Origin of the sequence: Hydrogenovibrio halophilus DSM 15072 (assembly GCF_000384235.1) — a bacterium.
GTDB classification, from domain to species: Bacteria; Pseudomonadota; Gammaproteobacteria; order Thiomicrospirales; family Thiomicrospiraceae; genus Hydrogenovibrio; species Hydrogenovibrio halophilus.
The window spans coordinates 728,525-738,912 of sequence record NZ_KB913033.1; the positions used below are offsets into that span (position 1 = coordinate 728,525).

The window sequence follows — 10,388 nt, forward strand, 5'->3', positions numbered from 1 at the left end:
TGTACAATCAATAAATAACTTTTCTTCAACTGAAAAACCATTATTAGCATTTGATTGTACGGAGCCAACTGCGGCAATCAAGTGAAACTTTGGAAAGAGCGATGCAACATCCACATTCTGTGCCCATTCACCTTGTCTGGTTCAAGCGGGATTTACGGACATGCGATCACGCGGCATTGCACCAGGCCTGGTATCGGGCAAAAACGCTGTCACAACCGCTGCTGCCGTTGTGTCTTTTCGAATTCCGCCTGTGGACGCAGCCCGACACATCGGGTCGCCACAGTTGGTTCTGGGCCGACTCTGTACAGACGCTTTCACAGAGATTGCAGACCCTGGGTTCTCGGCTGGTTGTTTCCACCGCCTCTGTCACAGACGTTTTGGCACACTTGCTGGCTCAGGGTTATGCCCCCACACTGTACAGCCACCAGGAAACGGGCAACGACGAAAGCCATGCGCGTGATCGCACAGTTGAGCGCTTTTGCCGCGCTCATCGTATTGAGTGGCATCAACCCAGGCAGCTCCCGATTCAGCGCGGACGCCACACCCGGCGTGACCGTTGGGCCTCTGAAGCGCGACACTTTTTTGACCAGGCCTGCCTGCCCGAGCCTGACCGGCTTCCAGCCTGGCCGGATTCATTGACTGTGCCCGGGCGTATTGCTCTGCACCGACTGACCCACTACCTGCCACCGGACCCTTTGGCGAAACGGCAAGACATTCAAGCCGGCGGGCGGGACAATGGCCTGGCATTATTGAACACGTTTTTGCATCACCGCCATCACCGTTATTTGCGCACCCTGTCCAAACCGAGTTATCACGGTCAGTTCAGTTCACGCCTGAGTGCGCATCTGGCGTTTGGCACCCTGTCGATGCGCGAAGTGATTCGGGCGGCCAGACAGGCATTGGCCGATTCTCCCGCGCGGCGGGATCTGAAAGCCTTCATACAGCGACTGCACTGGCAAAGTCATTTTATGCAGAAGCTGGAGACCGAACCCGATTTGACGCACCGGGCCCTGCACCCGGTCATGCGCGCATTGGAACAACCCTTTAACGACACTTTTTACCAGGCCTGGTTATCCGGGCGCACCGGTTACCCGCTGGTGGATGCCTGCATGCGCTGTGTGGCGACAACCGGCTGGCTGCCGTTTCGGATGCGGGCACTGGTCATGAGCTTCGCCAGTTATCAGCTGAACCTGCCCTGGCAAACCACGTCCAAACACCTGGCCCGCTGTTTCACCGATTACGAACCCGGCATTCATTACCCGCAGGTTCAGATGCAATCGGGCATGACCGGCATCAATGCGATGCGCGTTTACAACCCGGTCAAACAATCGATTGATCAGGATGCAGACGGTCGATTCATTGCACATTGGTTACCGGAGCTGGCCCATTTGCCCACTCACTGGCGTCATACGCCCTGGGAACTGGCCACACATCAGCGCGAAGCCCTGACATTGGCATCGCATTACCCGACCGAACCCATTGTCTGGCATCCGCCAGCTGCCCGGGCGGCCAAACAATTACGTTCGCAATGGCTGAAAACCGATCAGGCCAAAGCCGAATCCAGAAAAGTGTACCAAACGCATGGCAGCCGTCGCCGTGCCAATGCGCGTCGCAAAAACACAACGCTTCAAAGCTCGGACCAAAGCAATGAAAAACCCCAGGGCGATTCAGCGCAATTGCCCTTGTTTTAATGGAAGGTGTCAGATGACAAAAACGCCGCACAAACAGGGTCGGCCGAGTAAAATCTGCCCCGTCTGCGAACGCGCCTTTCAGTGGCGCAAAAAATGGGCGCGGGACTGGTCGCAAGTGCGCTACTGCTCCCACCGCTGTCGCGCTCTGGCCAAGGCCGCAAACCGTCAGGACAGCCACGTATGAGCGACCAAATGTTTTCGGCGCAGACATCCGGGCGTGTCTGGCCGCCTCACCTGCCACGAAATGCTCTGGACGATCTGCCACGGACACCCGGCGTGTATTGTTTTTACAGCCCCACCGATCAGTTGCTGTATGTGGGCAAATCGGTGGACATCCGAACCCGGGTCCTGAGTCATCTGTCGGCTCATTCTGATCAGGCGGTCGACCGGAAACTGCAACAGACTCTGGCGCGGATTGACTTTACAGTCACCCCCGGCGATTTCAGCGCCCAATTGCTTGAAAGCCGCCTGATCAAACAGCGTTTCCCACTCTACAACCGCCGTCTGAAAAAAACTCAAACTCTGTTTCAATGGCAATGGAGCAACAACGCAGAAGGTTATGCGACTCTGGCCTGCACGCCGGTCCATTGCGAACGCCCGGACTGGCACGCTTTCGGTCTGTTTCGCGGCAAGCGTGCGGCCCAATCGGCGCTGGAAACACTGGTGAGTGATCATGCACTGTGCCAGCGTCTGTGTGGCTTGGATAAAGCCCGCCGTGGTGCCTGCTTTGCCCATCAGTTGAAAAAATGCCTCGGTGCCTGCTGTGGCAAAGAAGCACCGGAAACGTACAATGACCGACTGATGAATGCCCTGCAGAGTTATCGGCATCAGGTGTGGCCCTGGGAAGGCCCGATTCTGATCAGAGAAGTCAGCGACCACCATGACAGCCTAAGCGAACCGCCGCACCTGGTTGACCAATGGATCTATTACGGTCAGGTCAAAGACCCCAATCGTCTTTCCTGCCTCAAAAGGCCACCTTTTGATTTGGACACTTACAAAATATTACTGCGTTTCCTACTCACCGAAACACGTCAACAAAGCGCTGGTTTACGCATCAGCCCTTTGTCCGAAAACATGATGACAATCTCTGGAGGTTCACAATGAGCGCACCCATGACACTGGCCCACAATCGCTGGCTCAAACCCCTTGGCTACGCCGGGCTGACCCCGTTTATCGGTTTAAGCCTGATGTTATGGCTGCAACCGGCGTTTTTGAATACCACCCTTCTGGCGCAGGCACTGCTCAGTTACAGCGCCCTGATTTTCAGTTTTTTAAGCGGACTGCTCTGGTTCGGCAGCTTAGTGATCGGCCTGCATGATCAGCGCCAGGCCTCACAAACCCTGTGGATCAGCGTTGTGGCCATGCTTTGGAGTTGGAGCTGGTTCTGGTGGGCCATGCTGGCACCAGGCCTGGTATTTCTGGCCGCTGGATTGTCGTACCTTCTGCTCTGGGTGTACGAACGTGAAATCCTGGCGCACTGGTATCCACAAGGGTTTTTTGCCCTGCGCAGCCGTTTGAGTCTGGTCGCGGCCTTCAGCCTGTGGCTGGCCGCAATGGCGGTGCATTTTGGTGGTGCCCTGTGAGTCAGATTGAAACATCGGTCAACAACCTGGGCCTGATTTTCGGCGACCAGCTCAATGCAGACAGTGCACTGCTGCAACGGCTCCACCCGAAAAAAGACACGTTATGGATGGCCGAAGTCATGGCCGCGCAAACCCACTCTTCCAAAGCACGCAGTGGGGTATGTCTGAGCGCGATGCGCCATTTCCGCGACACCTTGAAGTCGAACTGGTCGCTGGATTACACCGAATTGACGGAAGGCGTGACCACCTTTACCCAAGCCCTGTCAAAAGCGATTGAACGCCATCGCCCCAACCGACTTTGCGCGGTACTGCCGGGCGATCAGTCCGTCCGTAACGAAATCCAGCAACTGGCAGACAACTATGGCCTGCCGATCGAATGGCTGGGCGACTCTCACTTTATTAGCCGTCCGGGGGAATTTCGTCAATGGCTCAAAGGCCGAAAAATGCCGCGCATGGAGCATTGGTATCGCTATCTGCGCAAAGATAGGGGCATACTGATGCAGACCAACGGTCAACCGGAAGGCGATCAGTGGAACTTTGACAAAGCCAACCGCAAAGCCTTTGGCAAAAACGGCCCCGGCCAAATGCCGCCCCCGCTGTCCTTCCCCCCGGACGCGATCACAAAAAACGTGATCGCCGACTTAAAACACGCCTGTCCGACACTGCCCGGACACGAACCACAAGCCGAATCCTTGCCTTGGCCCGTCACCCCGGAGCAGGCGCAAGCTACTCTGGATGATTTCATCACGCACCGCCTGCCTTGGTTTGGCGACTATCAGGACGCGATCTGGCTGGGCGAACCCTGGCTCTATCACGCCCGCTTGTCGAGTGCCCTCAACCTGAAATTGCTCTCACCCATGCAGGCGATCAAAGCCGCTGAAAACGCCTACCACACTGGCAAAGCCCCTTTGAATGCGGTCGAAGGCTTTGTCCGTCAGATTCTGGGTTGGCGCGAATACGTGCGTGGACTCTACTGGTCGCATCGCGATCTCTGGCAAGCGCTCACGCAAACCGACGATCCGGGTGCGCTCAATGCCACCGCCGACCTGCCTGATTTTTACTGGCATGGCCGCACCCATATGACCTGTCTTCGGGATGCCTTGCAGCCGGTCCTCGCGCATGGCTATGGCCATCACATCCAGCGGCTGATGGTCACCGGCCTGTTTGCTCTGCTCTGGGGTGTGCGCCCGCGCCAGATACACCAATGGTATGGCGCGATGTATGTGGACGCGGTGGACTGGGTGGAAGTGCCCAACACGCTGGGCATGAGCCAATACGCCGATGGCGGCATCGTCGGCTCCAAGCCCTATATCGCCAGCGGTGCCTATATTGACCGCATGAGCAATGCCTGCCAACACTGTCGTTATCGCCCCAAACTCGCGGTCGACAATCCGGCCAAAAATCACCAGGCCTGCCCTTTCACCACGCTCTACTGGGACTTTGTCGCCCGTCATGAACCGCTTTTGGCACAAAATCCGCGCCTGGGCATGCAAGTCAAAAACTGGCATCGCAAAACCGACACAGAAAAAACCGCCATCCGAAAGCAGGCCCGCTGGCTGCACGCTCACCCTGAACAGCTTTGAATCTTGCGCCGTATATCTAAAAGCTATACAATTAGATAAAAAGAGAGGACATGTAATGATTGAAGCAACCCAGTCAAAAAAAGCGCCGATCAATATGCGCGTGTTACCCGAACAAAAAGCCCTGATCTCAAAGGCCGCCGATTTGCTCAACATGGATCGTACCACCTTTATTTTGAATGTGGTCTGTCGCGAAGCCGAAGAGGTCTTATTGAACCAGCGCTTTTTTCATTTGAATGACACGGATTTTCAAGCCTTTGAACAGGCATTGACTGCGCCGATCCCCTCGCCCGAAAAGCTGCAGCAATTATTGTCTGAGCGGCCTGTCTGGCAGGCAGACATTGATGCTGAAAACGGCCAAACTCAGCAGACGGTCTGATGCTTCCCCCTCACCCGCTCACGCGTTCACACGCCGTCGAATCCTTTGATTGCGGTCAACCCATACTGGATCACTGGTTGAAAAACCAGGCTTTGAAAAACCAGGGCAATCACGCCAGCCAGACCTTCGTCGTCACCAACGAAATCGGCCAAGTGATCGGTTATTATGCCTTGGCCGCCGGCAGCGTAGAAAGACAGGCAACAACCTCTAATCTGGCGCGCAATATGCCCGACCCCATCCCCGTCGTGATCCTTGGACGTCTGGCCGTTGACCAAAGCATGCAGGGCAAATCATTGGGCAAATCGTTACTGAGGGACGCCCTGCTCAGAACAGTGAACGTGGCCGAAAACATTGGCGTGAAAGCCCTGCTGGTGCATGCTTTGGATGACAAAGCTGCGCAATTTTATCGCAGCTTTGGCTTTCAACCGATGCCCAATGCGGACCACACCCTCATGCTTTCGGTCAAACAGCTATTGCGCCAGCTTGGCACCCCCGACACCCAATAAACAAACCAAGAAACAGGAGAGACACGACTGATGATGTTGCCATTATTCAATACAAGCAAGCACCTGTTACCAGGCCTGGTGATTTTGGCCTCGCTACTGCTCGGCGGCTGCACTCAGGTGCCCAAAGGGGTCACGCCGGTGACGAATTTTGAGCTGGAAAAGTACCTGGGAAAATGGCATGAGATTGTGCGTCTGGATCACAGTTTTGAAGAAGACTTGATGCAGGTCACGGCCACCTATTCCCTGCGCGAAGACGGTGGCGTGCGGGTGCTGAACCGTGGTTGGAATACGGCGGAACAAAGCTGGGAGGAAGCCGAAGGCAAGGCCTATTTTGTGGAAACGCCCGACATCGGTCGCTTGAAGGTGGCGTTTTTTGGCCCCTTTTACGGTGGCTACAATATTCACAAACTCAGCGCCGATTATGACATGGCGTTGATCATCGGTCCCTCCAAGGACTATGCCTGGATTCTGGCGCGAAGCCCGCATCCGCCCGCTGCCCAATGCGAACGTTTTTTACAGGCGGCGGATCAACTGGGCATTGAACGCAGTGACTGGATCAAGGTCAATGCCTGCCGCTGACACCGCTATGACAGCGTTCTGGCAACAGCCAGAACGCGTCAGGGACGATCAGGGAGCCAGCCGCTGTTTTAACCAAGCCTGGTCATTTTTGGGGTCGCGCCGGTATTCGATCCGGTCATGCAGGCGGTTGTCGCCGCCTTGCCAGAACTCCATCACCTCCGGGACCACCCGGTAGCCGCCCCAGAAATCGGGAAACGGGATTTTGCCACGTTTGAATTTGTCCTTGAGGCGCGCAAACTCGCTCAACAAAACCTCTTTGGATGAAATCACCTCGCTCTGCGCACTGACCCAGGCCCCGAGCTGACTGCCTTCCGGGCGCGAGGTGAAATAGGACATGGATTCTTTGGTGGGGATTTTTTCCGCGCGCCCCTGAATTTTGACCTGACGCTCCAACGGCAGCCAGTTGAAATGCAGCGCCACCTGATCGTTGCGGGCCATGTCTTTGGCTTTTTGGCTGCCGTAGTTGGTGAAAAACACAAAACCGTGATCAAACTTTTTCAGCAACACCGTGCGCGTGGTCGGCATCCCGGCTTCATTGACCGTGGCCAGCACCATCGCATTGGGTTCCAGCAGCTCGGCTTCCTGCGCCTGCGCAAACCAGGTTTCAAACTGCCGCATCGGGTCGACGTCGGTGTTGTCCTCGTCCAGCCCGCCTTGCAGATAACGCCGCCTCAGATGCCCCAAATCCTGACCCGTCGCGCATTCTGGATGGCTTTCTTGCCTCGGTTTTTCCTGCTCGCTCATTTAATACTCCTCTTCCACGACCACACGCAAGTCGCCCTGATCGCATTGCAATACAAATTGAATGGGATGACAGCACACATAGCAGTCTTCCACAAACCTGGCTTCTACTTCCCCTTCGTCCAGCTGTTCCAACATCGCCGGGTCCAACACCAGATCGAAAAATTCCCAGCAATGCGGGCACTGTACCGATTGCGTTTCCAGATTCAAAAGCATCACACTCTCCGTTTACGGTTGTTTGAGCACAGACAGCAGCGCCGGATAAAACGTTTGCGGCTGCTCCACCCATGGAAAATGGGCGCAGGCTTTCAGCACCGTCACCGAATCCAGCGTCATACTGGCCTGCATCACCGTCAAATTGGTGGGCATAAAATAATCCTGATCGCACTCGATGAAATCGACGCGCCGGTTGCCCTGATTTTGCCAGTTGCGCACCCAGTCATACCCAATCGGGTCGGCGGCGTATTCCTGCCAGGCCTGGACATTCAGGCCGGGGCGAAAATCTCCGGCGTCAAACTGCGCGGCATAGCGCCTGCCTTGCGCCATGTCGGCAAAATAGGTCGGCAGAACGTCCATTAACTGGCGTTCGGCCAGCCGGGACTCGCTCCCCTCTGACCGACTCTCTTCGCGGTCATCGGGCCAGTCGTCCCATTCACTCGTCCGATCGGTTTGCCCCGTCAGGCGACTTCGGCGCTGATCAATCATTTCGACCAACCCCTGCATGGCCTTGCGCTCGGGATCCACCGGGTTGAGCAGCACCCACTGTGTCACCTGTTCCGGGTATTCGCGAGTGTACAGCATCGCCATCAAGGCACCCCAGGAATGGCCCACCAATATCAGCGGTCGTTCGCCAGACGCCTGATGCAGCGCACGAATCTGACGAATCCAGATCGGCAGAATCGGCGGCGTCGCCCCCGACAGTTGGTTCAGCACCTCAACGTTTTCACCGATGCCGATCATGTCCATCGACACAACACTGTGCCCGGCCTGATGCAACCGTTTCTGAATCGGTTCCAGATTCCAGCTGGAAAAGCCGGGACCACCGCCTAACAACAATACCAGTGGAGACCCTGCCGATTCAATCGAAGACGACGAAGAGAGCAGATGAAATCGAAACGCCGGCCCGGATTCGGACAACGCCAGCGAATGGGCAGGGGACTCATAATTGGAGGCCGAACCCATCGCACCCATCGGCGCAATCAGCCCAACCAACAGTGCGGCCAAGCGGCCCCACAGTGTGAACCCCTCCCTTTTCATAAATCCACCCTGTTATTTTTATACAATACTAATACATATTTTATTCATTAACAATCGATCTCGCAGGTTGTTTGCTGAAGACCACGGACTTTTGACAGACGTCACCTGACAGCCGGAAACCCCATGCCCGGTTTTAATTTTGTGCGCTTTGTTTTGCGCTTGAAGCGCTGACCCCTTACAATCAAAGCTTTCCAGTCATTCGCCCAGGCTCCATGAGTTTCAATCCCATTTTTCAAAAAAAACGCTGGCTCTGGTTGTTACTGGGCACACTGATTATCCTGCAGGGGCTGGTCTGGTGGGGCGTATCCTACAAACAGTCATTGTATGACCAGGTTCGTCAGCAACAACTGGAACAGCGTTTGACGGCTGACATTGACCAGCAGATTCAGGAAAAACAAAAGGCCATCACCGCCGTTTCCCTGGCATTGCAAACCGCTCTGACTCCCGCACTGATTGCGCATTCCGACAACGCCGAGACCCTGTCGGAGAAAGTACAGCCTCTGTTGGAACAGATTTCCCGCCATGCCCGCTATCAGTTCCTGTGGGTGCAGTTACTTGATGCCCGGGGGACGCCTGTTTTTCAGAGCTGGCAACCGACGCCCTCCTCTCTGGACCCGGTGATGCCCAACCGTCTGGATCTCGGCATTTACACCCAGCAGGATTCCCCGCTGATGAACATCACCACCACCAAAGACGGTCTGGGCCTGCAAATCACCTCACCCATCGCCCACAAGGGGGAGCGAATCGGCTACCTGGATGTGATCACACGCTTTCATTCACTGCAAACCTATTTTCAAAGCAAAAACATTGTGTCTATGGCCGTGCTCAATCCCAAACACACCAGCGCCGTCCAGACCGAACTCAACGACACCCTTTACCGTATTGACGATTTCATCCTGGGCAGCTTGAACAACCAGCAGGACACCGTCAACCGGTTAAGCGCTCAAGTGATCCGGAAATGGCTGTCGATGAAAGCGGACTCGGCCATCTGGCAGGAGCAGCTGGTGATCCGTTATCCCCTGAGCAGCCTTTCCGGACAGGAGCTGGGCGCATTTTTGCTGTTTTACCCGCTCGACGCCACTCAGGCCACCGATACCCTGTCCGCGATTTCGCGGAACCAGACCTGGCTGATTGCCATGGATGTTGTGGTAAGCCTTCTGCTCATTGTCGGCCTGATCGTATTGGGCTTCAAAAACCAGAAAGACTATTACCGGAACATTCTCAACAGCGAAGAAGAAATCGTCATTGTGACCACCGGATTGAAAATTTTCGATGGCAACCGGCAGTTTTTTGAGTACTTTCCGCAATTCAGGCAAAACGCCGATCAGTGTGTCTGTAATTATTTTGAACCAGAAGAAGGCTACCTGCAGAAATTTCACAACGGCCAACTCTGGATCGATTATCTGCTGCAACGCCCGGACCAGACCCACAAGGTCAAATACGTTCACGGGGACAACACCTATATTTTCAAAATCAGCGCACACCTGTTCAACAGGGCCGAATCGCTGTCGGTGGTGATTCTGACCGACATCACCCACCTTGAGGAACTCAATGGTCAACTGCTGGAACAGGCACAAAAGGACGTATTGACCGGCATAGGCAACCGACGGTTTTTCAATGAGGCCACCGAACAGTTGCTCAAAACCACCGATCTGGAAGAAACGCCCCTGTCATTCATCTCCTTTGACATTGACCACTTCAAACGCATCAATGACACCCATGGCCACAAAGTCGGCGACGACGTGCTCAAACACCTCACCAACACCATTGGTCGCCAGTTGCGCGATCACGACCTGTTTTTTCGGGTGGGTGGCGAAGAATTCATGATCATTCTGCCCGGCCACACCCCCGACCGGGCCTTTGAGATTGCCGAGCGTTTGCGCCGCAGCGTGGCGGAGCAGGATTTTTCGCCGGTCGAGCAGGTCACCATCAGTTCGGGCGTGGACCAGATCGGCCAAAACGAAACTCTGGACGATCTGCTCAAGCGCCTGGATGACGCGCTCTATGCCTCCAAGGATGCGGGGCGCAACCACACCACGCTTGTCCGGCACCAATCACAGCCGAAGGACTGA

The 10,388-nt window shown here is 55.4% G+C and carries 12 protein-coding genes; 9 read left to right on the top strand and 3 right to left on the bottom strand.

The window, feature by feature from the left end; translation table 11 throughout:
- The first annotated feature begins 101 nt into the window (after positions 1-101).
- From A377_RS11750 to A377_RS0103485, 8 genes are read left to right on the top strand one after another with little or no spacing between them, the layout of a single operon-like run.
- Positions 102-1,691 carry an FAD-binding domain-containing protein gene (locus tag A377_RS11750; RefSeq protein WP_019894761.1) on the top strand — a complete coding sequence of 530 codons (1,590 nt, stop codon included), beginning with the start codon at positions 102-104 and terminating at the stop codon, positions 1,689-1,691.
- A 13-nt stretch (positions 1,692-1,704) separates the two neighbouring features.
- On the top strand, positions 1,705-1,875 hold the full coding sequence (locus A377_RS12950; protein WP_083919090.1) for a DUF2256 domain-containing protein: 171 nt from the start codon (positions 1,705-1,707) through the stop codon (positions 1,873-1,875).
- Positions 1,872-2,795, top strand: coding sequence for a GIY-YIG nuclease family protein (locus A377_RS11755; protein ID WP_019894762.1), 924 nt, complete (start codon positions 1,872-1,874; stop codon positions 2,793-2,795). The genes A377_RS12950 and A377_RS11755 overlap by 4 nt, the downstream gene beginning before the upstream one ends.
- The gene (locus A377_RS12665) at positions 2,792-3,274 is read left to right on the top strand and encodes a DUF3429 domain-containing protein (RefSeq protein ID WP_019894763.1); all 483 of its coding nucleotides are present in this window, start codon (positions 2,792-2,794) and stop codon (positions 3,272-3,274) included. Before A377_RS11755 ends, A377_RS12665 begins: the two co-directional genes overlap by 4 nt.
- Positions 3,271-4,857: a cryptochrome/photolyase family protein gene (locus tag A377_RS0103470; protein WP_019894764.1), complete on the top strand. Its 1,587-nt coding sequence runs from the start codon at positions 3,271-3,273 to the stop codon at positions 4,855-4,857. Before A377_RS12665 ends, A377_RS0103470 begins: the two co-directional genes overlap by 4 nt.
- A 55-nt stretch (positions 4,858-4,912) precedes the next feature.
- Positions 4,913-5,233 carry a type II toxin-antitoxin system TacA family antitoxin gene (locus tag A377_RS0103475; protein ID WP_019894765.1) on the top strand — a complete coding sequence of 107 codons (321 nt, stop codon included), beginning with the start codon at positions 4,913-4,915 and terminating at the stop codon, positions 5,231-5,233.
- Positions 5,233-5,739: a GNAT family N-acetyltransferase gene (locus A377_RS11765; RefSeq protein ID WP_019894766.1), complete on the top strand. Its 507-nt coding sequence runs from the start codon at positions 5,233-5,235 to the stop codon at positions 5,737-5,739. The genes A377_RS0103475 and A377_RS11765 overlap by 1 nt, the downstream gene beginning before the upstream one ends.
- A gap of 30 nt (positions 5,740-5,769) precedes the next feature.
- Positions 5,770-6,318, top strand: coding sequence for a lipocalin family protein (locus A377_RS0103485; RefSeq protein ID WP_019894767.1), 549 nt, complete (start codon positions 5,770-5,772; stop codon positions 6,316-6,318).
- A 48-nt stretch (positions 6,319-6,366) separates the two neighbouring features.
- On the opposite strand, the gene pdxH is transcribed toward A377_RS0103485, so the two are convergent.
- Genes pdxH through A377_RS11770 form a run of 3 tightly spaced genes read right to left on the bottom strand, consistent with a single transcriptional unit; the run spans position 6,367 to position 8,316 of the window.
- Entirely contained in the window at positions 6,367-7,062 is a 696-nt protein-coding gene (pdxH, locus tag A377_RS0103490; protein WP_019894768.1) for a pyridoxamine 5'-phosphate oxidase, read from the bottom strand.
- Positions 7,063-7,275 (bottom strand): CPXCG motif-containing cysteine-rich protein, encoded by a 213-nt coding sequence (locus tag A377_RS0103495; protein ID WP_019894769.1) that lies wholly within the window; start codon positions 7,273-7,275, stop codon positions 7,063-7,065.
- A gap of 12 nt (positions 7,276-7,287) precedes the next feature.
- Entirely contained in the window at positions 7,288-8,316 is a 1,029-nt protein-coding gene (locus A377_RS11770; RefSeq protein ID WP_019894770.1) for an alpha/beta hydrolase, read from the bottom strand.
- Positions 8,317-8,528: 212 nt separating this feature from the next.
- On the opposite strand from A377_RS11770, the gene A377_RS12670 reads away from it, so the two are divergent.
- The gene (locus A377_RS12670) at positions 8,529-10,388 is read left to right on the top strand and encodes a GGDEF domain-containing protein (protein WP_019894771.1); all 1,860 of its coding nucleotides are present in this window, start codon (positions 8,529-8,531) and stop codon (positions 10,386-10,388) included.

Excerpts from the sequence above, each read along its gene's own strand:
- A377_RS11750 (WP_019894761.1), top strand. The coding sequence starts at position 102 with ATGCAACATCCACATTCTGTGCCCATTCACCTTGTCTGGTTCAAGCGG.
- A377_RS12950 (WP_083919090.1), top strand. The coding sequence starts at position 1,705 with ATGACAAAAACGCCGCACAAACAGGGTCGGCCGAGTAAAATCTGCCCC.
- A377_RS11755 (WP_019894762.1), top strand. The coding sequence starts at position 1,872 with ATGAGCGACCAAATGTTTTCGGCGCAGACATCCGGGCGTGTCTGGCCG.
- A377_RS12665 (WP_019894763.1), top strand. The coding sequence starts at position 2,792 with ATGAGCGCACCCATGACACTGGCCCACAATCGCTGGCTCAAACCCCTT.
- A377_RS0103475 (WP_019894765.1), top strand. The coding sequence starts at position 4,913 with ATGATTGAAGCAACCCAGTCAAAAAAAGCGCCGATCAATATGCGCGTG.
- A377_RS11765 (WP_019894766.1), top strand. The coding sequence starts at position 5,233 with ATGCTTCCCCCTCACCCGCTCACGCGTTCACACGCCGTCGAATCCTTT.
- A377_RS0103485 (WP_019894767.1), top strand. The coding sequence starts at position 5,770 with ATGATGTTGCCATTATTCAATACAAGCAAGCACCTGTTACCAGGCCTG.
- pdxH (WP_019894768.1), bottom strand. The coding sequence starts at position 7,062 with ATGAGCGAGCAGGAAAAACCGAGGCAAGAAAGCCATCCAGAATGCGCG.
- A377_RS0103495 (WP_019894769.1), bottom strand. The coding sequence starts at position 7,275 with ATGCTTTTGAATCTGGAAACGCAATCGGTACAGTGCCCGCATTGCTGG.
- A377_RS11770 (WP_019894770.1), bottom strand. The coding sequence starts at position 8,316 with ATGAAAAGGGAGGGGTTCACACTGTGGGGCCGCTTGGCCGCACTGTTG.
- A377_RS12670 (WP_019894771.1), top strand. The coding sequence starts at position 8,529 with ATGAGTTTCAATCCCATTTTTCAAAAAAAACGCTGGCTCTGGTTGTTA.